This is a genomic window from Pseudomonas sp. R1-6, from assembly GCF_051132115.1.
GTDB lineage: Bacteria > Pseudomonadota > Gammaproteobacteria > Pseudomonadales > Pseudomonadaceae > Aquipseudomonas.
In genome coordinates this window covers 2,728,505-2,751,719 of record NZ_CP071662.1, presented here as the reverse complement: position 1 = coordinate 2,751,719, position 23,215 = coordinate 2,728,505, and the positions used below count along the sequence as shown (strand labels likewise).

The window sequence follows — 23,215 nt, the reverse complement described above, 5'->3', positions numbered from 1 at the left end:
TTGATCGTTTCCGGTGATCAGGTAAATGGCTATAGTCGCTTGCTACATCCTGTTGCGTCAGAGCGAATAACGTAGGCCGAGCATGACCGATGGGGCTTCGTACTGTGGACCGAGCAGATCCATGTGCCGACCAGTGCGTGTCTTGTGTCCGTCGAAAATCCTGACTGTTCAAGTCCGCAGTCCTTGCAATGCAGCTCATTACAGTTGCTGTCCGGTTGCATGACGCTGTGACCGTTCATGCTCAGTGTGAACGTGCTGAGGTGGCAATCGTGGCTTCAAATCTGTCTGCCCACGCCCCAGGTAGCTCCATACGAAGGTTCACATAATGTATATTATGTTAAACACGATGTTTACGTATCCGCTCCCTTCCTGTTGTCCACTTCCAGTAACCCCGCTTCTCGAAAATCAGAAGATTGACCCACATTCATAATCCACCTCTCGACATCGGCGCTCACTAACGGCTTGGACTGTTTCCGGCTCACACGCTCGCTACCAGAATTTTCCTAACGTCCAAGCGAGGGAGATGCCGGGCCGGAGCTTTGCAGCTGCGGCCCGGCTGATATCGACGGACACGTCGCCCAGGTTAAAGCACATTCTCCGTTGCAACCCGCTTGATCGCGGGGGCCGACCCGACATCTCTGACAGGGTTGCCGCCCGGCGCCTTCAGGTCCTTGGCAAACGTCCCGTCCACCTCCCCCTTGAAAAAGTTCTTGCCGTAGATCAGCAAGCACAACACAACGCCAATTCCAAATGCCCAGCTCGCGCCTTTGATCGCCAGCACCGCGCCAATCACGCCCGCGATGCCCAGGTCACGCTGGCTTCGGGCTTCGAGAATGCCCAGGCGTACGCTAACGTACCCTTGGATCAGCAGCGTCAGTGACAAGGCGACACCGAGAATCGGCTGTACCAGCGTGACGACCGGCAACAACAGCAGACCGCTGTTGGTACCCCAGCGGAACGACCCGACGCCGCCAATGATCGACTTCATTGCCTTCGGTCCACCTTTGAAACGCTCGATCACCACCACCAGCATCGCGGCCCATTTTGGCCCGCACATGGCGACATCGGGACCAAAGATGCTCATGAACGCGTTGCGCGCGCCGAAGATCAGGTGAGCGCGATCGGCGTTGTAGTCGACGACTTCGTCGGTGCGCACGGTTTCTGCCTCATCGAGGAGCGATTTGGCGCTGAGCACGTCGCCGAACACGATGATGTAGGCCGCCAGCATGGTCGGCAACGCTGAGATGAACATGGAGACTGGCGGCATGCCCAGACCGAAGACGGTGTAGTCATTCCACAATCCGGCAAAGTCCGGTTGGCTGATTCCCCACTGAATCGTCGGCCATGGCGCCTCACCAAACAACGGTGCAATCACCACCGCCAGCAGGATGATCGGCAGGATGCCGAGCTTGGCGAAGTTCCACCAGAAGCGGTTGCGTTGCTTGAGCTCGTTGAAGTGCTGGGAAAAGATCAGGTAGAAGGCTATGCCCACCGCAATGGAGATGGTCCAGGGCAATACATTGAATTTGCCGCCCACCTGGAACACCGCGATCACGGCACTCAAGCCAGCCCCGACGATGATGCCGGACTTGATTGCCGAGGGCACGAATTCCACAACCTTTTTCGCCATTCCAGTCGCCCCCAGGGCAATTGAAAAAACGCCAAGCATCAGTTGGAAGGCTATCAAGGCATGGACACGCTCCGGGCCCATTGGGAACTGCGCGCAGTAAGCCATCAACAGAGGAACCGCCGGCGTGATCCAGCCAGGAACGGTCGGGTCACCGAGCAAATGGTGCGCCAGGTAAAGCAAGCCGTTGAGCATCACCACGGCAAGCGCGACTTCGAAAGGCATGCCCAGCAGTTCGGTCATCAGCGGGATCGCGGCCAGGTCCACGGCACACATCAACAAGCCTTGGAGGTAGTCTGGAAGTTCGATTTTGTAATGGAGAAACGGCAACCGGACCTTGAAAGGACCGAGCGGGATGTATGGACTTTCGCCCCGCTGCGCAGGAGTGTCAGACATTGGGTTCACCTGTGTTATTGGTCTTGTAGTGGCGGGCGCACGCTCCGGGAAACCGGAGCCATGGCTTTATGGATCAGTAGGCGGCGCGATAGATCTTCTCGATATCGGCGGCCGTCAGCTTGCGCGGGTTGTTGCGCATCAAACGGTCGATCTTGCTGGCCTCCTCCGCCATCGCTGGGATGGCCTCCTCGGGCACGTTGAAACTGCGCAGCCCGGAGGGAATATCAACGCCAGCACACAGATCCGCCATGGCTTTCACAGCCTGGTCCGCAGCGTCCCTGTCGCTCAGGTTCGCGACGCGCACGTCCATGGCTTCGGCGATGTCACGGAAACGCTCGACGCAAGCCGTCTTGTTCCACTCCATTACGTACGGCAGCAGCAAGGCGTTGCTGACGCCATGGGCGATGTTGAACCGTCCGCCGAGCGGGTACGCCAGCGCATGCACCGCCCCTACCCCCGCGTTGCCAAACGCCATGCCGGCCATCAGGCTCGCGGTGGCCATGTCTTCCCGGGCTTGCAGGTTGGTTGGGTTGGCATAAGCCTTCGGCAGCGCCTTGCTGATCAACTTGATCGCACCGAGCGCGATGGCATCGGTGATTGGCGAAGCGTTGACTGAAAGATAGGACTCGACCGCATGCACCAGCGCATCGACGCCACTGGCCGCCGTCACACTGCGTGGGCAGGTCAACGTCATGGTCGGACTGACCAGCGCCACGTCCGGTAGCAGGTAGTCACTGACGATGCCTTTTTTCAGCTGTGCTTGCTTGTCGGAGAAAATCGCGACGTTGGTCACTTCCGAACCTGTGCCGGCAGTTGTCGGGATAGCAATCAAGGGCGGGCCCTTGCGTTTCACCAGATCGACTCCGAACAGTTCCGTCAGCGGACCTGCATGACCGGCATACGCCGCGACGCCCTTGGCAATATCGATGGCACTGCCGCCACCCACCGCAATCAGTCCGTCGTGCCCACCCTCGCGATAGGCGCGAGTGCACTCCTCCACGATGGCCACCTCAGGCTCCGGTTTGACCTGGTCGAAAACGCCGTAGTGGCGATCACCGAGTTGCGCCAGCGCCAGGTCCACAGTGCCGGAGTTCACCAGGACGGTGTCCGTGACGATCAGTGGGTTCTTGATCTCAAGGCGCGTCAGCTCAGCGCAAAGCTGCTCGATTGCGCCGGGTCCGGTGATTAATTTATTGGCGATTTTGAAAGAAGAAATGTTCATCGGGCTCGTCCAGTTGATGTTGTTTTATGGAAGACGTGCCAAATGGGATAGCGAAAGCCGTGCCAATGCCCTGGAAGCCCCGCCCTACGGGACTTTGCGTGAATTATGGGCTTATTTACCGGTGAGCTCCGATTAGTTTTCTGATCGTTTTACCCTAGATTGATCAGAATCCTAATCAGACTATTCCCAGCGTTTCATTTTCTGCACCACAGTCGCCTGGCTCACCCCTAACGCCTTGGCCGCAAGGCGCGTGGTCTTGTGCGCAAGCAGCGCGGCGCGAATCGCGCTGCGCTCGGCATTTTCCAATACCTTGCGCAGTGGCAGCCCCGCGTCATTGGTTTTCGACGGATTAAGGTTGAGGATCTCTTCCGGCATATCAAGCGCCTCGACAGTCCCGGTCTGATTGGTCACCACCAGCCGTTCGACGACATTGATCAACTCGCGAATATTGCCGGGCCAGGCGTATTCGCACATCAAGTCGAGGGCATCCAGACTCCACTGGACCTGGCGTTCATAACGAACGTTGAATCGGTCGAGGTAGTAACGCAGGAGTGGCGCAATCTCCTCCCGACGTTCGCGCAGTGCCGGTATGTGAATCGGCACCACGTTGAGCCGGTAATACAAATCAGCCCGAAAATGCCCCTCCGCCACCCGCTGCTTGAGGTCATGGTGGGTGGCGCTGATGATGCGTACATCCACCTCCTTCAATTCCAGGCCGCCTACAGGAATGAAGCGGTTCTCTTCGATGACCTTGAGCAGCTTGACCTGCACCGGCAGCGGAAGATCACCAATCTCATCTAGAAACAACGTGCCGTGATGCGCCAGTTCCAGCAGGCCACGCTTGCCTTTGGGACCTGCGCCAGTGAACGCCCCAGGTGCATAGCCAAACAGCTCGGCTTCGATCAGATTCTCGGGCAGCGCGCCGCAGTTGAGCGCGAGGAAGGGTTCGCTGGCACGGGGGCTGGCGTTATGGATGAATTGCGCGACGAGGGTCTTCCCGACGCCGGTTTGGCCTTGAAGCAACACCTTCACCGAGCTGCTCGCAACCTGCCGGGCCAGCGAAAGGACGCGGCCGGAAACTTCCTGATCGGCCATGAGCGGAGAACGCAGCAGATTGTCCCGTTGCCCGGCATGAAGCTTGGCGGTGCTGTTGCGCAGTTGTTTGAGCTGTTGCAACTCATCGCGCTCGTGTTTCATGCGCAGCAGTTCAGTCATGTCGCGCACGGTGCTGACCACATATGAAATTCGCTTTCCAGCGTCGAGAATTGGCGTGGCACTGACGAGCAGCTTTTTGCCATGGCTCAGGCTCTGCATCACCGATACCGGCCGACCGCCCTGTAACACGCGCAATGTGGCCGATTGCGAGATGACGCCCTCCTTCACCAGCTCCTGCATGGATCGACCGACGAGATCCGCACCACTGAGCCCGGTCAGGCGCTCATAGGCTTGATTTACTTTTAGCGTATTGCCGTCGCCATCCGTGATGTAGACGCCGTCATGGAGAGCGTTGAGCAGTTCTTCGAAGCTGGCGTCATTGACGTTCACCGGGGAGGTTCCTTCAGGGGGAGCAGTCATATGCAGAGGGTACATTCTTGCAAAACCCCGCCTGCGAGAAAATCGCTTCCCTGGGACAAGCCCTGAAATACGCGGGTCTTTCGGATTGCACGATTACACGGAACCGGAATCACGTGTTGTTCCGATACTGAGCCAGCCTACTCCACCGCCTCAACCACCCCCTGATCCTCCCCCAGGAAACCGCCACTCTGGTGATGCCACAATCGCGCATAGGTCCCGTTCTTCCCGAGCAGCTCGGCGTGGGTGCCCTGCTCGATGATGCGGCCTTCATCCATGACGATGAGCCGGTCCATGGCCGCGATCGTCGACAGCCGATGGGCAATGGCGATCACGGTTTTGCCCTTCATCATTTCATCGAGGCTTTCCTGGATGGCGACCTCGACTTCTGAATCCAGTGCGCTGGTGGCTTCGTCAAGCAGCAGGATCGGGGCGTTCTTGAGCATCACCCGGGCAATGGCGATGCGTTGTCGCTGGCCTCCCGAAAGCTTGATCCCACGCTCCCCAACCAGGGTGTCGTAGCCGCAATGACCTTGCTTGTCACTCAGTTGGCTGATGAATCCATCGGCTTGAGCGCTGATCGCGGCGCTGCGGATCTGCGCGTCGGTTGCATCGGGGCGGCCATAGGCGATGTTGTCGCGGATGGAGCGGTGCAACAGCGACGTGTCCTGGGTGACCATGCCGATGGCACTGCGCAAGCTGTCCTGGGTGACGTGGGCGATATTCTGCCCATCGATCCGAATCTCGCCGCTGTCCACGTCGTAGAAACGCAGCAGCAGGTTGATCAGCGTGGATTTCCCGGCGCCGGAACGGCCTACCAGGCCGATCTTTTCGCCCGGGCGGATGCTCAGGCTCAGACCATCGAGCACCTGTCGTTCGCCGTTATAGTTGAAGCGCACCTTGTCGAAGGTCACCGCGCCGCCCGTGGTGACCAGCACGCCGGCGTCTGGCGCATCCTGCACCTTGGGGCCGCGGGTCAGGGTCGCCATGCCATCCTGCACCGTGCCGATGTTCTCGAACAGCGAGGTCATTTGCCACATGATCCAGTGCGACATGCCATTGATACGCAACGCCATGGCGGTAATCGCCGCGACGGCACCGGTGCCGACTTCGCCTTGATGCCATAGCCAGAGGGCATAACCGCCCGAGCCCATGATCAACCCGACCACCAAAGCCTGGTTGACGATCTCGAACTGGCTGACCAAGCGCATCTGGCGAAAGCCGGTTTGCTTGAAATCCTCCATGGCGGCGCGCGCAAAATGCGCTTCGCGCTTGGAGTGGGAGAACAGCTTCACCGTGGTGATGTTGGTGTAGGCGTCTGAAACTCGCCCGGTCATCGACGACCGCGCATTGGCCTGTTCCTGCCCGACTTTCTCCAGGCGCGGCACGAAGTAGCGCATGGCGACACCGAACAAGACCATCCAGGCAATGAAAGGCAGCATCAGTTTCAGGTCAAAACCGCCTGCCAGGGCGATGATCGCGATGAAGTACACGCCGATCCCGGGAACGATCTCGATGATGGTGAACAGCACCTCACGCACCGACAGCGCCGTCTGCATCACTTTGGTGGTGACCCGGCCGGAAAACTCATCCGAAAAGAACGACAGGCTTTGCCTCAGCATCAGCCGGTGAAAATCCCAGCGCAGGCGCAACGGCAAGTTGATCGCTAGAATCTGGTGCTGCACCATCGTGCGCAACGCGACCAGCCCAACGCTGGCCACCAGGATGATGCCGATGCCCCACAGCACCCGACTCTCTTGCGCTGCCGCATCGCCGCCTGCCTGCCAGGTCGAGAGCAAGTCCACGACCTGACCGAGGAAAGAAAACAGCCAGGCTTCGTAGATCGACACACCGGCACTGAGCAGCGCGAATGCGAGAATGTAACCGCGTGCGCCTCGCGTGCAAGCCCACAGGAACCGCGCCAGACCGTCGGGTGGCGGGGGGACTTCATCGGGTGGGAAAGGGTCTAGCCGTTGTTCAAATAGGCGAAGCATGGTGATTTCCAAAACGATCTGACGAATAGATAGTCGCATTTAAAGGATGCGTTGAGGGTTTTGGACGCGCAGGCAGTGCCGTTTGCTCAGAATTTTTACCCGCAGAGGGCCGGAATTTCTCCGGCTCCCGCTGAAATACGAAAAATGAAGAAAAACGCCATGCCCTTGGACAAGTTCCTGCATGACATTCTTGAATTGCTCGAAATCGACTCCACAGGAACTTGTCGTCGAGCGCGCCAAGCCATTACGGTTTGCCGAATCCAACGGCTCACATGATGAGATTCTAAGTTTGCTGGCCGGATACAGGCCGGCGCAGGAATGATGAGACTTGCACACTGTCCACAAGCGAGGTGATTGAAATGAAACTCGGAATTATCGGCGCAGGCAACATTGGGGCGACCCTTGCCCGCAAACTCGCGGCGTGCGGCCATGACGTCAAACTGGCGAACTCAAAAGACCCTCAAAGCATCCAGAAACTTGCCAGCGAAATCGGCGTGCATGCCGTGACCAAGGACGATGCGGTGTCCGGCGTGGACGCTGTAATCCTGTCGATTCCGTTTGCTAGATACCCTGACCTCAAGCAGACGTTGAGCAACGCTTCCCCGAAGACCGTCGTCATCGATACTTCCAATTACTATCCGGGTCGTGACGGGGCAATCAAGGAAGTTGAGGACGGCAAGCCCGAGAGCGTCTGGGTGAGCGAACAGCTTGGTCGCCCGGTGGTCAAGGCATGGAATGCCCTGCTCGCCGCCACGCTTGCCGACAAAGGCCAGCCGGCGGAAGCTTCAACGCGCATCGCGATACCCGTGGCTGGGAACGATGCCGCCGCTGTGGCGCTAGCGCAGGATCTTGTCGAGCAGACAGGCTTTACCGCTTTTGCCGCCGGCAGCCTCGAAGCCTCATGGCGTCAGCAGCCAGGCACACCGGCTTACTGCACCGAGTTGACACTGCCGGAGCTGGAAATGGCGCTGGACGCGGCTGAAAAGGCACGGGCACCGGAGAACCGCGACGCACTGATCGCCAGGTTCATGGATCCCGGCAGTCAGCTTACCCATGAGCAGATTGTGGCCCTGAATCGCACGATGACAGCCTGACTTGCTAGCCGGTCGTAACCCGGCGCAACGGAGCCCGCTGGACCGGCCTCTGCTGCCAATCAAGCTGCGCCTGGACCATGGCCACCGCATCCAGCACCTTCTGCGCCCAGCCTTCATCCTCCGGATGCACCACGACAACGCGAAACCCGTGGTCATCCCCTTCAATCTGCACACCCTCGGAATCATCGACGTGCAAGTCGATATCGAACGCCGGCGGGTACTTGGAGGGTGAGTTGGACAGCCCATGTGTCGTCAGGGCGCGGTTGTGGAGCACGCTGTTGACGACACCGTCGACGCGGATGCCGTACAGCAGCAGCCAACGTCTGATGTAGGACGGCGTGCGCCCAGACGATGTGTATACCCAGATACTGCAACCCTGGCGACGCAGCTCCCGGATCAGCGAGCGCGTACCCATGCGCAGCGGCTATCCCAGCCAGCGCTGAACACAGGCCGGCAACCGGCTTCGCTCGACATCGCAGTGGTGGAGTTGGCAGGCGAGCGTGTCGTCGATGTCGAACGAAATGCGTATGCGCTGGCGTAGGAGCAGCCGCGTCGGATTGACGCTGCGGATAGCCTGCCCTACCCGGCCACCTAAGGTTTTGCATCCGGCGAGCACCAGAGCCCTGCTCATCGGTGGCGGCCCTGTGAGACGGGCAAGGATTTGCCCTCGAGGAAAAATTTCATTGGGTCCGGTGCCTGTTCTTCGAGGAACGCTGCGTATTTCTTCTTGATCTTGGGCAATTCATACAAAGCCTTGACGCCATGCTTGGCGGAGTTGCGTATGACCGAGGACGGATTGAAGTAGCCCTCGGCGTTTTCCAAAGACAGCACAAAAGGAGGAAGCCCCGCGCGCATGAGCAGATAGCTGACGATGAGCGACCCACTGCGGTTGTTGCCCTCGATGAACAACTGCGGCTTGCTGAGAATGCGTACATAGACGCCGGCCGCACGCTTCCACACCGACTCACTGCGATACGCGCAATACCAGTTGTACAAGTCCTTGATGCCGCCCTCAACGTTGTTGAAGAAATGCGCCTCGGTCGCCGCCAGGTGCTGGGCGTATTCCAGCCGGCGTACGGGGTCTCGGCCACACAGCACCGTGGCGTTGATCTCGAGCATCAGGTTCAGTTGCTGGAGATCGAACAGGTCGACGCCGCGGGCCACATAGTCGTCAATCAGCCCATAGCCTTCAAGCACATTTTGCAGCACTTCATCCGTCAGGGGGTCCCGCGGCTCCGTGAAGTGCCGGCTCAGCGCGGCGAAGCTCTTTTGCACTTCGCGCAGTGCGCGCTCAATCGCAGGCAAATCAAGGCGATGCGTAGCAGGCATTGGTGCTCCTTGGAAACGCTTGGTAAATGTCTACCGGATGCCCGCCAAATCCATTTGGCTTCTGCAGGGATGCGGCCTCGACCGGGAATGTGGCTCAGCTGAACTTGCCGCTGATGTAATCGCCGGTCATCTGTTCACGGGGGTTATCGAAAATCTGCGTCGTCGGGCCCATTTCCACCAGATAGCCGGTGCGTGTGCCCTGGGAGATGTCCACCGAGAAAAACGCTGTGGTATCTGCGACGCGGATGGCTTGCTGCATGTTGTGAGTCACCAGCGCGATGGTGTAGTCCTTTTTCAACTCGACCATCAGTTCCTCGACCCGCCGGGTAGCGATCGGGTCGAGCGCCGAACAGGGTTCATCCAGCAGCAACACTTCCGGCTCGGTGGCGATGGCGCGGGCAATGCACAGCCGTTGTTGCTGACCACCGGAGAGCGACAGGCCGCTGACCTTGAGCTTGTCCTTGACCTCGTCCCACAGCGCCGCGCCTTGCAGCGCATGCTTGACCCGGTCGCCAATGTCACCTTTATAGCGATTGAGGCGCAGGCCGAACGCGACGTTGTCGAAGATGCTCATCGAGAACGGGTTCGGCTGTTGGAACACCATGCCGATATAACGGCGCACCACCACCGGGTCGACACCCTTGCCGTAGACGTCCTGGCCAAGAAAATGCACGTGGCCCTCGAAGCGGAACCCCTTCACCAGATCGTTCATCCGGTTGAGGCTGCGCAGCACGGTGCTCTTGCCGCAGCCGGATGGGCCGATGAAGCCGGTGATCTTGTTTTTCTCGATCGGTACGTGGCTGTCACGCACCGCCATGAAGTTGCCATAGAAAATCTTGTCCAGTTTGCAGTCCATGACTACAGGCGCCTGGGTGACAAACGGAGCGGCTATTTGCGCAGTGGATACGTTCAAGATCAGATGCTCCCGTTCTCAATACTTGGGCTTGCCGAAAATACGGCTGATGATGTTCACGACCAGCACGATCATCACCAGCACCAACGAGGCCGCCCAGGCGAGCTCCAGTTGGTTGTCGAAAGGCATGCCGGAAAAGTTGTAGATCAGCACGGCAAGCGATGCCGTCGGATTCATGACCTCCAGGTTGCCTTGGTGGTAGATCCAGTAGTTGCTGAACAGCGCGGTAAACAGCAACGGCGCGGTTTCGCCGGCGGCGCGCGCTACCGCCAGCATCACGCCGGTGAGGATCGCGGGCATGCCGGTGGGCAAGATGATTTTCCAGATCACCTGCGAGCGGGTGCAGCCCATGCCATAGGCGGCGTCTTTCATGATCTTGGGCACCATCCGCATCGACTCTTCCGCCGTCAGCACGACGATAGGCAGCATCAGCACCGCCAGCGCCACGCCACCGGCCGGTGCCGAATACGTGCCGGTGGTCATCACCACCAGGGCATAAGCGAAGACACCGGCAAGAATCGATGGCAGACCCGTGAGCATCTTGGCCGCAAAACGCGCGGCGTTTGCCAGTTTGCTGTCCGGCCCCAGCTCTGCGAGGAAGATCGCTGCCATGATGCCGACGGGCACCGCGATGGCCGCCGCGATACCCACCATTACGAAGGTGCCTGCCATGGCATTGCCGAAGCCTCCGCCCATCTCGAAGCCAGTCGGTGGCAGCTCGGTGAACACTTCCAGGTTCAAGCGCGCACCGCCGCGGGTGATCAGCATGTACAGCACCGAAATCAGCGGTACGCTTGCCAGCAATGCCCCCGCCCAGACCAGGGTGGTCAAGATCAGGCTGCGCAGGGCCCGGCCCTCGAACCTGCGTTGCAGGCTGGGCATCGCGCCCGCTGGAGCCGTCAAATCTGTTGCAGCAGTGAGATCAGTCATCACTTGTTACCCCGTTGGGCGTACATCATGATCATCGAACCGATGATGTTCACCAGCAGCGTGATGAACATCAGCACCAGCGCGGCATACATCAACACCTCGATCTCGTTCGGCCCGGCCTCGGGGAAGTTCAGCGCCAACAGCGCCGCGAGGGTGTTGGCCGGTGCGAACAGCGAGAGCGAAAGCGTGTTGGCGTTGCCGACCAGCATGGCCAGCGCCATCGTTTCACCCAGCGCCCGGCCCAAGCCAAGGACCAGCGAGCCGAAGATGCCGGTGGCGGCAGACGGCACCATCACCTTGAGAATCGCTTCCCAGTGGGTGGTGCCCATGCCGTAGGCGGCCTGCTTGGTTTTCATCGGTACGGCTGTGAGCGCATCCTGGGAAACGGCGGCAATGGTTGGCAGGATCATGATGGCCAGCACCAGCGCCGCAGGGAGCAGCCCCGGCCCGCTCAAGGAAGTGCCAAAGAACGGGATCCAGCCCAGTTCGCTGTTCAACCAAGTCGTCAGCGGACGGATCGCAGGGATGACCACGTAGATGCCCCATAGGCCGTAGACGACGCTGGGGATAGCCGCGAGCAGTTCGACGATGGTGCGAAAAATGGCGGCGAGCTTGGGGGGCAGAAAATCCTGGGTCAAGAAAATCGCCATGCTGACGCCGAAGAAACCTGCAATGAGCAATGCGATCAAGGCGCTGTAGAGCGTGCCCCAGATCGCCGGGAGGATGCCGTATTTACCTTGGTTAACGTCCCAGACAGTGCCGAAAAGCACATCCGTGCCATGCTTCTCCATGCCCGGAAGCGCCTTGCGCCCCACCTCGAACACCAGCGCAAATACCAGCGCCAGGATCAGAACCACCCCTATGCGTGCAAGCGCACGGAAGGTGCGATCAACCAGGAAGTCCTTCGCCGATGGTGGTTGGCAGGCAGAGTCCGGATTAACCGGTACGACAAAAGGTTTGTTCATTGGCTAAGTCCGAACAAGGGAAAAGCTCTCCCGGCGCGGCTGATCGCGCACGCACCGGGAGAGGCCTCATGCATCACTGAATGTTGGCGGACGCTTTGCGAACCTGCTCGACGACGGAGGCCGGCAGTGGGATGTAACCCATCGAGTCGGCAATCTTCTGGCCTTCGGTCAGGCTGTATTCGACCATTTCACGCATGGCCTTGGCCTTGGCCGGATTGCCGTTGTCCTTGCGGAAGATCATCCAGGTGTAGGACGTGATCGGGTAGGACTTGGCACCGTCCGGATCAGGCAGCCACGACACCAGGCTTTGCGGCATCTTCACCGCAGCCAAGGCCTCGGCACCGCTTTCGGCGTTCGGCACGACGTACTGGCCGGCCTTGTTCTGCAACTGGGCAAAGTCGACCTTGGCGAGTTTGGCGAAGCCGTATTCGATGTAGCCAATCGCACCCGGGGTCTGGCGCACGGTAGCCGTCACGCCATCGTTCTTCGGCGACTTGATGAACTTGTCGCTGGCCGGCCAGTTGACCGTATTGCCCTCGCCCAACGCCTGCTTGAACTCAGGGTTGATGGTCGCCAAATGCTTGGTGAACACAGCGGTCGTACCGCTGGAATCCGCACGCACAACGACGGTGATCGGCGTATCGGACAGTTTCAGGTCCGGGTTGGCGGCGACGATCTGAGGATCGTTCCAACGGGTGATCTTGCCCAGGAAAATGTTGGAGTAAACGTCCCGTGGCAGCTTCAGGCCCTTGGGATTGCCCGGCAGGTTATAGGCCAGGACGATTTCACCGGCCGTCATCGGCAACAACTGCACGCCTTCGGCGACCTTGGCGATGTCTTCGTCTTTCATGGCCGAATCGCTGGCGGCGAAATCGACGGTCTTGTTCAGGAAATCCTGGACCCCGGCGCCGCTGCCCTTGGATTGGTAATCCACGGTGACACCGTCGGACTTCTTGCTGAAATCCTTGAACCAGGTGAGGTAGATCGGCGCGGGGAAACTGGCGCCAGAGCCCGTCAGGCGGACGCTCTCTGCGGCGAAGGATGCCGAGCTGGCACAAAGAGAAACCGTAACGGCAAGCGCAGCAGACTTCATCAAACTTTTCATTAAAGGAAACTCCTTGTGATGACGGGCTGAGGAACTCTGCAACAGAGTTGTTACGTTTTTATGAAGATCGAATGGCAACGTCGCTTTTTTCGACCTGACATGTTCCTGTCAGCGGCCCGTCACCCTGACGTCAGTTCCCTGCGCCTAAGGTAGGCCTTGATCTCTCTGAGGTGGTTGCGCGAGCAACAGGCCCGGTGGGACGTCGTTTTTTGCTGGCCTCATGCATCAGCGGAAGGAGAAACGCTAATGAGCCATCCCGATGGGCACGACAGCACGCTCGATCAATTGACCTGGCGGGCGACCCTTGACCGCAATCTGGACAAGAAAGACCTGTTGCTTCACATGCTCGCCGAACAGCAGTTCGTGGTCGCGCAACTGCGAGCCCGCAATATGGATCATCGGGACTATCTGCTCGCGGTGATTGATTCGGCATCGGTCGTGAGCGAAGGCGCTGGCCAACCCTCCCCCTTCGATGCCCATCGAATGCGTCGCGTCATTACCGAGGCGGCCGCGAGGGGCCATTGGGGCAAGGCAGGCGAACGTGGCCGGACTCAGGGGATCGCCGCTCATTACGATGCCCAGGGCTGCGCCGCGATCGTCGTCGATATCGAGATGAGCGATGAGCGCCGCTTGATTGTTCATCACGCGGTCGTAGTGGCGGACCTGGGTTATGTGGAGAGCCCAGGCCGTGTGCGCTCGCAGCTTGAAGGCGCCTGGCTGATGGGCGTGGCTTTGGTGACGTCTTGTGATATCGGGCCCGCGATGGGCAATCGTTGCGCGATACTGGCCAACCGTGCGAGTTGGCCACTGGTTCCATGGTTGCCAGGCGAAATCGCCGTGCACCTGATCAACCCAACGGGTGCTGTCAATGTCGGGCAGCCCAGTCAGGTGAGCTACGTACCGGTCGTCCGGGCCCTTTGCAGCGCAATTTGCCAGGGCCCGGACAACCGAGCCAGCGACGCGCGGCTCAGCAGCCAGGTGCTCGAAAAAGCCGGCGAACGTTGAGCCGTTGCCTGGGGCAAGAGTCTGCCCTGTGTCGAGGTTCTGCCAGGCGCCAGCTTAGGAAGCGCTGATTCGCAGCATCATTGCACCTGCAACCGGCGCAACTCGCCGCCCTCTTGTTTCAAGCGTTCCAGGAACGCCGCAGCGTCCAACAACTGATAGGGAAAATAGAGCCCTGCCGACGTCACCGGCTGACCATCCAACCCAAGCAGGCGTTCAAGAAGCATGGCGACGCTAAGGCCGGTCAGCGGCGCCGTGCCCGCCGGGTGAACGACGGCGTGACGGGTGCGCAGCGGTTCGCCTTTCAGGTCCGCGCCGGCAAGCTCGATGATGATTTCGGTGGACATCGGTTGTCCTTGTCGCCGACTGGAGCTCACCCCGATGCCGATGTTGAACTGGACATTGGCCGCGCCCGTCGCAGCCGCCAGGCCGGCGACATCAATGGATGAGAAGCCGCCGGCGTCGATTGGCGTACCGTCCACGGCTTGGAACTGCGTATTGGAATGTTCGCCTTCACGCCATACGAACACCCCGTCGCGCCTTGTCAGCGCTGCGGGGAGCATCTTGTTGAGGTGTTCGAAATCGCTGGCGACGGTCGGCCCGCCAGTGTCCTGCTCATCGACCAGCGCATCGATGCGGATATCATCGATCCGGCCAAATTCCCGGGCCACGCTCAACGTCGCCGCCGTCGTTGCGCCGGCCATCCATTCGTAACCCAGAACAATGGGCGAGGCGCCTGGCGCATGCATGTACATTGCGATTTCGGGGGCGATCTCGAAGACCCCGGAAGATATGCTCAGGTGCGGCACCCCGCGCTTTTGCGCATAGCGCAATCCGGCGAGGGCGTGGTCCATGTAGAAAACCACCACGGCGCTGACCGGACGATCGCCGAGGCCCAGGTCGTCTGCGCTGGAATCGATCACCACGGCCTGCGCCCCGCCCATCTGCGCTGCGACCCGTTGGGCCTTCGCAAGGTCCCGCCCACCAATCAGCAGCGGCACGTCAGGATAAGCGGCGCGTAGCGCTCGGGCTGTGTGGTGGCCGATTGCGCCGGAACCGCCCATGAACAAGATAGGATTGAGTGACATTGTTTGTTCTCCTTGTTTCCGGGTTAACCTACTATTAGTAGGTAACCTAGCACACCATCACCGACAGTTACCTACCATTGGTAGGTTTTTTTGAATTGGAAGCGACAACGTGCAAAAAGAAATCGAGCCGACCCCTGTCAGCGCTCCGCCCCGCAGGCTTTCCAAAGCCGAACGGCGACGCCAGCTACTGGACACTGCCTTGTTGATCGTGCGCGAGGAAAACGCCGACCGACTGACCCTGGGCCACCTGGCCGTCCGCGCCGGTGTGTCCAAGCCCGTCGTCTATGATCATTTCGGCACACGCTCGGGGCTGTTGATCGAGCTGTACAAGTGGATCGATACCGAGCGTGTCAACGCGTTCCGGGACGCGATGTCCAGCACCACCCTAAGCCTTGAGCAAACCGCCCAGGCCCTGGCCAGCGCCTACATCCAGTGCGCGGCGGACCATACCGACGAGTTTCACGCGGTGGGCGCGGCCTTGGCCGGCAGTGACGAAAAGGCGGCGTTCCAGGAATTGCTCGACAATTGCGTAAAGATGTTCATGGCCGTTCTCAAGCCCCACGCCCGCCTGGCAGAAGCCGAACTTGAGCGGTGCTGCATCGGCCTGGTTGGCGCGGGAGAAGCGCTCTCCGGCGCCTTGGTTAGGGGGCGACATGGCGAGGAGGAAGTGATCGAAGCGTTCACGGCATTGATACAGGGCGTTCTGAAGCCGATGTCCTCGCAGCCTCAGGGGCCTGCTGATTAGGTCGGTGTGACGCGTCCGCCGTTCAAACCTGTTGCTCAAGCAGGGCGAGGGTTTTGCGATCCGGCTCGCCGGAATAGAACTGGTCGAGCGCCTGTTGATACAAAGGAGAGCCCGACTGGGCGCTGACGAACAGCGTAAGACAGGAACGAAACTTCATATCATCGGGCGAGCCGAATATGCGCTCGGCGCTGACGTCGCTGTGTTGCAACACCGCTTCAACAGAGCTCTCCAGTCGCGGACCGAGCACATCGTGTTGCAGATACGCGCGGGCCTCGGCAAGGCCGGAAATGGCGAAGCGACTGGCCATTTCGGAACGGCCAAGCCCGCGCAATTGCGGAAATATGAACCACATCCAGTGGCTCGTCTTACGGCCCGCACGCAACTCATCCATGACGCGACTGAATACCGGGTGTTGCGCGTCAACGAAACGGGCCAGATTGTAAGGGTCGTGCATGTTTGATGCTCCTCCAACGGGAGCGACTTGATCGGTCGCCCCCACAAAGCCGGATTCAAGCGCTCTGCTCTTGCTTCAGCCGCTTGAGCAACGCATGGGCGGCCGCTTGCGATGAGGCCGGATTCTGGCCGGTGATCAGGTGCCCATCCTCCACCACATGACTCGCCCAGTCCGCGCCCTTGGAGTATTGGGCGCCTTTGGCCTTGAGCATGTCCTCCACCAAAAATGGCACCACTTGCGTCAGGCCCACCGCCTCTTCTTCGGAGTTGGTGAATCCGGTGACTTTTTTACCTTCCACCACAGGCTCGCCATCCGGTGCGTTGACATCCTTGAACACCCCAGGCGCATGGCAGACCGCGGCGATGGGTTTGTTCGATGCATAAAAGGCTTCGATGAGGGTCTTGGAGTCGGTGTCTTCGGCGAGATCCCACAGGGGGCCGTGGCCGCCAGGATAGAACACCGCATCGAAATCATAGGGATCGACCTCGCCCAGCGGCACGGTATCGGCCAGTGCCGCTTGGGCGCTGGTATCCGTGGAGAAGCGCCGCGTGGCGTCGGTCTGGGCTTGTTCCTCATCGCTCTTGGGGTCCAGAGGGGGCTGCCCGCCCTTAGGGGACGCCAGCGTCACCGCGGCGTTGGCGTCGATGAACACGTAATAAGGGGCCGCGAATTCTTCCAGCCAGAAACCGGTCTTCTTGCCGGTGTCGCCCAACTGATCATGAGATGTAAGCACCATCAAAATTTTCATGTACACCTTTCCTCCGATCGGTAATGGGCGAAATGCATCCGCCCTGCATTATTGTCAGAGGCTGCATCGCGGTAGACGTTCAAGTCGTTAGCGCCACGCCGCGATGCAAATGCACAGGCGTCATGCCCTGGCCGAAATGGCCGCCAGGCGCAGTTCCCTTGATGCGGCGCAATCCGCCTGTCGCCCCAGTTGCCAGCCCAGGTAACCCCACAGTAACGCGCAACACGCACCCACCATTGCCGCCACCCCTACCCCTTGGCCCAGTTGGTCGAGCAGGCTCTTGGCCCAGCCGCTCATGGCGTCGCCGGCGCGATAGACCACGGTGTCGATGAAGTTCTTGGCTGTGTATTTACTTTCAGCATCCAGCGGTGCGAAGAGCATCTCCCGGCCCGGCCGCACGAATGCGTATTCGCCGATGCGTCGCACAATCATCAGGGTCGCCAGCAGCGCAAACCCAGGCGCCAGGGCCAGGCCCAGGAAGCCGATGCACATCAGCAACGGGACGATAGCCAGCAACGCGCGCACGCCAAGCCTCGGTGCGATTCTGCCGGTGATGAATAGCTGGGACAGCAACGCACCGGCCTGCACGATGATGTCGATGGTGCTGAAGATGCGAACTTGCGAGGCGCGGTCCGGATAGTGTTCGGCCACCAGACGCGCTTGCTCGAAATAGAGAAACGTACTGACCGTCGCCAACAACACTACGAAACCGGCGATGCCCAACAAGTAAGGCGAGCGAAGCACGGCAACTATCCCACTCAACGGATTGCCGGCCAACGGCTGTCGGGGGCTTTGCGTGGGCGCAGCACCGGGCCGCCCCGCCCCACCTTCTTCACGCCAGTTCATCAAGGTCCGTTTCAACACAAGCGTCGCACCGAGCAACACCGCCGCCAACAGCATCAAGCCTGACGCACCCACGATGTCGATAAGCAAAGCGCTCAGGGCCGGCCCCAACAGGCCGCCGACACTGGCGCCGGCGGCGATGAACGCGAACAAGCGCTTGGCCTGCTCGCTGTCGAATACATCCGCCATCAAGCTCCAGGCCACCGACACGACGAACAGGTTGTAAACCGATATCCAGACATAAAACACCCGGGCCAGCCAGACGCTGTCCGGTTGGAATTGAAAGAACTCGACGAACATCAACAGGTTAATGCCGAAAAAGCCGTAGACCCAGTCGATCAGACGCAGTCGCGGCACCCGGGAACTGAGCCAGGCGAACAGCGGAACGGCCGCGAGCATGACCAGGAAGGTCGCGGTAAACAGCCATTGCAAGTTCTCGACGCCTGCTGCAATGCCCATCGATTCGCGGATCGGACGCAGCATGAAGTAACCGGTAAACAGGCAAAGAAACAGCAGGAACCCGCACAGCGCCGGACGCAGCTCGCCGTCGCGGGCGTTGAGGGCGAGACTCAGCCGATGCAAGTAGGAAGTCGTACTCATGAAAACTCCAGAGGGAGGCGGCAGCAGGCTAGAGAGCAGGCGCGAGACGGACACTCGCGCCATGACCGGTTCAGCGATAGGTAACGCCGGTCAGACGTTCGGAGGCGGCCCAGAGCCGTTCGGCGTCCGCTTCGTTGGTCGCGGCTGGCGGTGTCTTGGCGAACCCCAGCGGGCCGCGTTTTTCCTCATCGCCCGTCGGGCCGTAGTAGGCACCGCCAACGGCCTGCTCGGCGGTGGCCCCGTAGAGCGTGGGCAGCGCACCTTGTGCCGCGGAATGGTACGCATCGCGATCCTTCGCCCAGCGCTGGCCGAACACGCTATTGACGCCCGGGCCGCGGGCGATCAGTTCGGTGACGGCCACGCCGGGATGGGCGGCAATGCTGCGGATACCCCATTTTTGCGCGTCACTACGCCGTTGTAATTCGAACGACCACTGGAGCACAGCCAGTTTCGACTGGGCATAGGCTGCATAAGGGTCGTATTTCTCCTCGGACTGCAAGTCATCGAGATTCACCGCGCCGCGCGTGGCCGCGATGCTGGAAAGGCTTACCACTCGCGCGTCGTCGCTTTGGCGCAGAAGCGGAACCAGCAGGCCAGTCAGCGCGAAGTGCCCCAGGTAATTGGTCGCCAGCTGAAGCTCAAAGCCATCGGCGGAGGTGCCCCGCTCCGGCGGCGCCATGATGGCGGCGTTGTTGATCAGCACGTCGAGGCGCGGCAATCGCTGGTTGAGCCGCTCGGCCAGGCCGCGCACCGATGACAGGTTGGCCAGGTCGACGGGCTCGAACTGCAACTTGGCGTCGGGTACGGCCTGGCGGATACGCTTGATGGCCTCCGCGCCCCGCTCCGGGTTACGCGCCGCGATAATCACTTCGGCGCCGGCGCGCGCCAACGCCAGCGCATCTTCGTAGCCCATGCCGCTGGTGCCGCCGGTAACCAGCACGATCCGGCCCTTCTGGGAGGGCATGTCACGGGTCGACCAGTCGGGTTTCGGCGCGGCACGATCCGATGCTTCAAGACTCATCGCACTGAGGAGCGCGACGCCGGCCGTCAACGTACGGGCCAGCCTCATGAGCTTGCTGATGTTGTATGAAAAGCCAACGGCGGGGGTGATCGTTCTATTCCACATGATTGAGTTCCTTGATTGGGTGGCAACCGGCGCGACCGGGCTTACTGAATGGCGCAGGCGTCAGTCTGCTGAAGGAAACTGACGTGCCGGATCTGTCCTTGGGTGTCTACGTAGGTCATCTTTGCCTGCGCGACCTCGCATACGGCTGATTTCGGCTCCTCGATACGCAGGGCCTGGGCAACGTCCAACGGCATGCCGTACTCATAAGCCGGAATAGGGGTTTGCTCTTTGGCAAACAGAGGCGAACCGCTCAACGTGATCACTGCCAGCAGACTGGCGACCGACAAGGTTTGAATGTTCATGGTGGACTCCACTGTCCTGACCGGGATGGTGGTTGAACTTTAAGAGCGGGACGCTGACGTCAAGGTGACCGGTGCCTGTCAGGAACATGTCAAACGCCAATGCGATGGAGGTGCTTCAGTTGATGAAGATGCCGAATGTGCCGGTGTCTTCGCGAGCAGGCTCGCTCCCACAGGGGGTGTGTTGCCCTTGGGATTCAAGTCACCCGCAGATCCAATGTGGGAGCGAGCCTGCTCGCGATGGCGGTGCTTCAGTTGATGAAGATGCTGAATGTGCCGGTGTCTTCGCGAGCAAGCTCGCTCCCACAGGGAGTTGTGTTGCCCTTGGGATTTAAGTCCGCCGCAGATCCAATGTGGGAGCGAGCCTGCTCGCGATGGCGGTGCTTCAGTTGAGGAAGATGCTGAATGTGCCGGCGTCTTCGCGAGCAGGCTCGCTCCCACAGGGGGTGTGTTGCCCTTGGGATTCAAGTCAGCCGCAAATCCAGTGTGGGAGCTAGCCTGCTTGCGATGGCGGTGCTTCAGTTGATGAAGATGCTGAATGTGCCGGCGTCTTCGCGAGCAGGCTCGCTCCCACAGGGGGTTGGGTTGCCCTTGGGATTCAAGTCAGCCGCAGATCCAATGTGGGAGCGAGCCTGCTCGCGATGGCGGTGCTTCAGTTGATGGAGATGCTGAATGTGCCGGCGTCTTCGCGAGCAAGCTCGCTCCCACAGGGGTTGTGTTGCCCTTGGGATTCAAGTCAGCCGCGAATCCGGTGTGGGAGCGAGCCTGCTCGCGATGGCGGTGCTTCAGTTGATGAAGATGCCGAATGTGCCGGTGTCTTCGCGAGCAAGCTCGCTCCCACAGGGAGTTGTGTTGCCCTTGGGATTCAAGTCAGCCGCAAATCCAGTGTGGGAGCGAGCCTGCTCGCGATGGCGGTGCTTCAGTTGAGGAAGATGCTGAATGTGCCGGCGTCTTCGCGAGCAAGCTCGCTCCCACAGGGGGGGTGTGTTGCCCTCGGGATTCAAGTCAGCCGCAGATCCAATGTGGGAGCGAGCCTGCTCGCGATGGCTGTATCACGGGCAACGGGGACTGAAGGCGGACTAACGCGCTGCCTGGCTTGTCAACGAGAACCCGAAGGTATTGAGCCCGTCCTTGCTGTGGGCGAACACGCGACCGCCGTGCATGGAGGCCACCGCCCGTACGATGGAAAGCCCCAAGCCATGATGCGCGTCACTGCGGGCCCGGGCGGCGTCGGCCCGGTAGAAGCGCTCGAACAGACGCTGCAGATGAACGTTATCAATCGGCTCGCCAGCATTGGACACGCTCACCTCGGCCTGCATGCCATGGCTGACCAGGCTTACCGTGATCGTGCTGGTCGGTACCGCGTATCGCGCAGCATTCTGGATCAGGTTGGCCAGGGAACGGTGGAACAGGCGTCGGTCGATGCACACCCGCATGTCGCCTTGAATCACCACGCTCAACTGCTTGTCGTGCAAGACCGGCTCCAGGTAGTCCACTGTCTTGGAGGCCTCTTCATAGAGCGAGACATCGCTCAGCTCCGTGGCTCGCTGCCCGCTTTCGGCACCCGCCAGGAATAGCATGTCATTGACGATGGTGCCCATCCGCTCCAGCTCTTCGAGGTTCGATTGCAGCAGGTCTTGAAGCTCATTCACGTCCCGGCCGTGGGCCAGGGCGACCTGGGTCTGGCCGATCAGGTTGGTCAAGGGCGTGCGCAATTCGTGGGCGACATTGGCATTGAACCCTTCGAGCTGGCACCAGGCGGCCTCCTGGCGAGCCAGGGCGCCGTTGAACGACACCGCCAGCTCCTGCAACTCACCAGGCAACGCCTCGGTGTCCAGCCGTTGCTTGGAATCCCCCGGCGGCAGGCTGTTGGCCTGGCGGCTCAGGCGCCGGACCGGTCCCAGGCCAAAACGCGCGATCCAATACCCCAGCAGCGCGACCAGCACGACACCCAACGCGGACGTTACGATCAACGTCTTGGTGAAATTATTCAGGGTCTTCATGAACGGCGTCGAATCGAGCCCCACGATAAAACGCACCTCCGGCCGGCTGCCCATGGCCGCGATGGTTTCGATCATCAGCACCATGGGGCGATCCCGGTCAGGGATGGCGACCGTGGAAAACCCATCCGGACGCTTTGACCAATCCTGGCCGTCCGGCATCGCCCCGCCATAGCTGTAGGCCGGGTTATCGACCAGGACCCAGTAACGCACGCGCTCATCGGTGGGTGTCAGGCCGTCGAGCTTTTGCCGCAGCCCCACCCAGAATTCCGGTGAATCATATTTCGCGAGCACCGGATCGAGAACCGAATGCCGCAGGATCAGCTCGTTCTGCATCTGGTCTTCGAGCGATTGCTTCAAGGAACAGCGCAGCAGCGTTGCGCTGACCGCGGTGATAAGCATGACCGCGAGGGCAAACATCAGGGCGAGCCGCTTGGAGATCGATCCTTTCATCACACCATCCCAACGTGCCTGTCGTCCGCTTCACGACTTTCCAATACATAGCCCATTCCGCGCACGGTATGCAGCAATTTGCGTGGATATGGCGCATCCACCTTGGCGCGCACACGCTTGATCGCGACCTCCACCACGTTGGCATCGCTGTCGAAATTCATGTCCCAGACCTGCTCGGCAATCATCAATTTGGAAAGAATCTCCCCCTGGTGTCGCGCCAGCAGGCTCAACAGGCAGAACTCCTTTGCCGTGAGGTCCAGCCGCAAACCGGCCCGGGTGACCTTGCGAGCTTGCAGGTCGACCTCCAGGTCGTCGATGCGCAGATGCGTGGGATCGGCCGCATCATCGGCGCGACGGCGGATCAACGCCTGGACGCGCGCCACCAGCTCGGCAAACGAAAAGGGCTTGCCCAAGTAGTCGTCAGCACCCTCGCGCAACCCCCGGACGCGATCATCCACCGTGCCCCTGGCCGACAACATGATCACCGGGGTTTTTTTGTGCAGGCGCAGGCCCTGCAACACGGCATAGCCGTCCTTGCCCGGCAACATGACATCGAGGATGACCACGTCGTACTCAAGCTCCAGGGCATAGTGCAAGCCATCGATGCCGTTCGTCGCGACATCGACAATGTAGCCGAGCTCGCTCAAGCCGCGGTGGACATAGGAGGAGGTTTTTTCTTCGTCCTCGACGATCAGCAAGCGCATCTGGTG

The 23,215-nt window shown here is 60.3% G+C and carries 20 protein-coding genes and 1 pseudogene; 3 read left to right on the top strand and 18 right to left on the bottom strand.

Annotation, left to right across the window (positions count from 1 at the left end; all coding sequences use genetic code 11):
- Window positions 1–583 precede the first annotated feature (583 nt).
- From J3P81_RS12490 to J3P81_RS12475, 4 genes are all read right to left on the bottom strand, one after another.
- Complete coding sequence (locus J3P81_RS12490; RefSeq protein ID WP_420763958.1) at window positions 584–2,023, bottom strand: hypothetical protein; 1,440 nt, start codon at window positions 2,021–2,023, stop codon at window positions 584–586.
- A gap of 73 nt (window positions 2,024–2,096) precedes the next feature.
- Window positions 2,097–3,245, bottom strand: a complete 1,149-nt coding sequence (locus tag J3P81_RS12485; protein ID WP_434564043.1) for an iron-containing alcohol dehydrogenase — start codon at window positions 3,243–3,245, stop codon at window positions 2,097–2,099.
- A 180-nt stretch (window positions 3,246–3,425) separates the two neighbouring features.
- Window positions 3,426–4,790 (bottom strand): sigma-54 interaction domain-containing protein, encoded by a 1,365-nt coding sequence (locus J3P81_RS12480; protein ID WP_434564042.1) that lies wholly within the window; start codon window positions 4,788–4,790, stop codon window positions 3,426–3,428.
- A 167-nt stretch (window positions 4,791–4,957) separates the two neighbouring features.
- The gene (locus tag J3P81_RS12475) at window positions 4,958–6,811 is read right to left on the bottom strand and encodes an ABC transporter ATP-binding protein (RefSeq protein ID WP_434564041.1); all 1,854 of its coding nucleotides are present in this window, start codon (window positions 6,809–6,811) and stop codon (window positions 4,958–4,960) included.
- Between the two features lie 359 nt (window positions 6,812–7,170).
- On the opposite strand from J3P81_RS12475, the gene J3P81_RS12470 reads away from it, so the two are divergent.
- Entirely contained in the window at window positions 7,171–7,905 is a 735-nt protein-coding gene (locus J3P81_RS12470; protein ID WP_434564104.1) for an NADPH-dependent F420 reductase, read from the top strand.
- A gap of 4 nt (window positions 7,906–7,909) precedes the next feature.
- Here J3P81_RS12470 and J3P81_RS12465 read toward each other — a convergent pair.
- The 6 genes and pseudogenes from J3P81_RS12465 to pstS all read right to left on the bottom strand — a co-directional run bounded on the left by J3P81_RS12465 (window position 7,910) and on the right by pstS (window position 13,147).
- A pseudogene (locus J3P81_RS12465) lies at window positions 7,910–8,536 on the bottom strand (hypothetical protein).
- Window positions 8,533–9,234 carry a hypothetical protein gene (locus J3P81_RS12460; protein ID WP_434564040.1) on the bottom strand — a complete coding sequence of 234 codons (702 nt, stop codon included), beginning with the start codon at window positions 9,232–9,234 and terminating at the stop codon, window positions 8,533–8,535. Before J3P81_RS12460 ends, J3P81_RS12465 begins: the two are co-directional and overlap by 4 nt.
- 94 nt (window positions 9,235–9,328) lie before the next feature.
- A complete protein-coding gene (gene pstB, locus J3P81_RS12455) occupies window positions 9,329–10,090 on the bottom strand; it encodes a phosphate ABC transporter ATP-binding protein PstB (protein WP_025214260.1) in 762 nt (253 codons plus the stop codon).
- Between the two features lie 75 nt (window positions 10,091–10,165).
- Window positions 10,166–11,077, bottom strand: a complete 912-nt coding sequence (gene pstA / locus J3P81_RS12450) for a phosphate ABC transporter permease PstA (RefSeq protein WP_039588462.1) — start codon at window positions 11,075–11,077, stop codon at window positions 10,166–10,168.
- Window positions 11,077–12,042, bottom strand: a complete 966-nt coding sequence (gene pstC / locus J3P81_RS12445; protein WP_420763964.1) for a phosphate ABC transporter permease subunit PstC — start codon at window positions 12,040–12,042, stop codon at window positions 11,077–11,079. Before pstC ends, pstA begins: the two co-directional genes overlap by 1 nt.
- Before the next feature lie 73 nt (window positions 12,043–12,115).
- Window positions 12,116–13,147: a phosphate ABC transporter substrate-binding protein PstS gene (pstS, locus tag J3P81_RS12440; RefSeq protein WP_420763965.1), complete on the bottom strand. Its 1,032-nt coding sequence runs from the start codon at window positions 13,145–13,147 to the stop codon at window positions 12,116–12,118.
- 246 nt (window positions 13,148–13,393) lie between these two features.
- On the opposite strand from pstS, the gene J3P81_RS12435 reads away from it, so the two are divergent.
- On the top strand, window positions 13,394–14,152 hold the full coding sequence (locus J3P81_RS12435; RefSeq protein WP_434564039.1) for a hypothetical protein: 759 nt from the start codon (window positions 13,394–13,396) through the stop codon (window positions 14,150–14,152).
- Between the two features lie 77 nt (window positions 14,153–14,229).
- On the opposite strand, the gene J3P81_RS12430 is transcribed toward J3P81_RS12435, so the two are convergent.
- Window positions 14,230–15,237 (bottom strand): NAD(P)-dependent oxidoreductase, encoded by a 1,008-nt coding sequence (locus J3P81_RS12430; RefSeq protein ID WP_434564038.1) that lies wholly within the window; start codon window positions 15,235–15,237, stop codon window positions 14,230–14,232.
- Between the two features lie 109 nt (window positions 15,238–15,346).
- Between J3P81_RS12430 and J3P81_RS12425 the strand changes: the two genes are divergently transcribed.
- Window positions 15,347–15,982 (top strand): TetR/AcrR family transcriptional regulator, encoded by a 636-nt coding sequence (locus J3P81_RS12425; RefSeq protein ID WP_434564037.1) that lies wholly within the window; start codon window positions 15,347–15,349, stop codon window positions 15,980–15,982.
- Between the two features lie 22 nt (window positions 15,983–16,004).
- Here J3P81_RS12425 and J3P81_RS12420 read toward each other — a convergent pair whose 3' ends face one another.
- The 7 genes from J3P81_RS12420 to J3P81_RS12390 form a co-directional block, all read right to left on the bottom strand.
- A complete protein-coding gene (locus tag J3P81_RS12420) occupies window positions 16,005–16,436 on the bottom strand; it encodes a DUF1810 domain-containing protein (protein ID WP_420763969.1) in 432 nt (143 codons plus the stop codon).
- A gap of 55 nt (window positions 16,437–16,491) precedes the next feature.
- The gene (locus tag J3P81_RS12415; protein WP_434564036.1) at window positions 16,492–17,184 is read right to left on the bottom strand and encodes a type 1 glutamine amidotransferase domain-containing protein; all 693 of its coding nucleotides are present in this window, start codon (window positions 17,182–17,184) and stop codon (window positions 16,492–16,494) included.
- A gap of 120 nt (window positions 17,185–17,304) precedes the next feature.
- Window positions 17,305–18,627, bottom strand: a complete 1,323-nt coding sequence (locus J3P81_RS12410) for an NTP/NDP exchange transporter (protein WP_434564035.1) — start codon at window positions 18,625–18,627, stop codon at window positions 17,305–17,307.
- A 70-nt stretch (window positions 18,628–18,697) separates the two neighbouring features.
- A complete protein-coding gene (locus J3P81_RS12405) occupies window positions 18,698–19,753 on the bottom strand; it encodes an SDR family oxidoreductase (RefSeq protein ID WP_434564034.1) in 1,056 nt (351 codons plus the stop codon).
- Between the two features lie 41 nt (window positions 19,754–19,794).
- Entirely contained in the window at window positions 19,795–20,055 is a 261-nt protein-coding gene (locus J3P81_RS12400) for a DUF2790 domain-containing protein (RefSeq protein ID WP_434564033.1), read from the bottom strand.
- A 1,076-nt stretch (window positions 20,056–21,131) separates the two neighbouring features.
- The gene (locus J3P81_RS12395) at window positions 21,132–22,505 is read right to left on the bottom strand and encodes a heavy metal sensor histidine kinase (RefSeq protein ID WP_420763974.1); all 1,374 of its coding nucleotides are present in this window, start codon (window positions 22,503–22,505) and stop codon (window positions 21,132–21,134) included.
- On the bottom strand, window positions 22,505–23,209 hold the full coding sequence (locus tag J3P81_RS12390; RefSeq protein WP_420763975.1) for a heavy metal response regulator transcription factor: 705 nt from the start codon (window positions 23,207–23,209) through the stop codon (window positions 22,505–22,507). The genes J3P81_RS12395 and J3P81_RS12390 overlap by 1 nt, the downstream gene beginning before the upstream one ends.
- Between the last annotated feature and the right edge of the window lie 6 nt (window positions 23,210–23,215).